Raw genomic sequence first — 340 nt, forward strand, 5'->3', positions numbered from 1 at the left:
TAGCTGGTATAAAAAAGCGGCGGATCAGGGGTTTGCCGTCGCCCAGTGCAATCTAGTGAACATGTATGCAATGGGTCATTGCATTGCGCAGGATCGGGCCGAGGGCATCACATGGTTCCGCAAGGCCGCCGATCAGGGACTCGCGACTGCGCAGGAATCGCTAAAAAGGCTGGAGCAACCCTAGCTGTGGCCGGGTCGCCTTCTGACCGGGGGACGATGATGCCCCGGTCCTCAGCCAGCTACTTTCCGTAGCGATTTTTCAATCTGCCCGCCGCAATAAGCATCGCCATAGTCGTCAAAGGCGCGGCGGCTCAGGGCGGCCAGGGGGGCCGTCTCTTTC

The 340-nt window shown here is 60.0% G+C and carries 2 pseudogenes; one reads left to right on the forward strand and one right to left on the reverse strand.

Features of this window, described 5'->3' with window-relative positions:
* Window positions 1-184 (forward strand): annotated as a pseudogene (locus EN824_RS33900) (SEL1-like repeat protein); the annotation flags it as partial.
* A 47-nt stretch (window positions 185-231) separates the two neighbouring features.
* On the opposite strand, the pseudogene EN824_RS33905 reads toward EN824_RS33900, so the two are convergent.
* Window positions 232-340, reverse strand: a pseudogene (locus tag EN824_RS33905) (glutathione S-transferase); the annotation flags it as partial.

This window comes from Mesorhizobium sp. M8A.F.Ca.ET.181.01.1.1, from assembly GCF_004792025.1.
GTDB lineage: Bacteria > Pseudomonadota > Alphaproteobacteria > Rhizobiales > Rhizobiaceae > Mesorhizobium.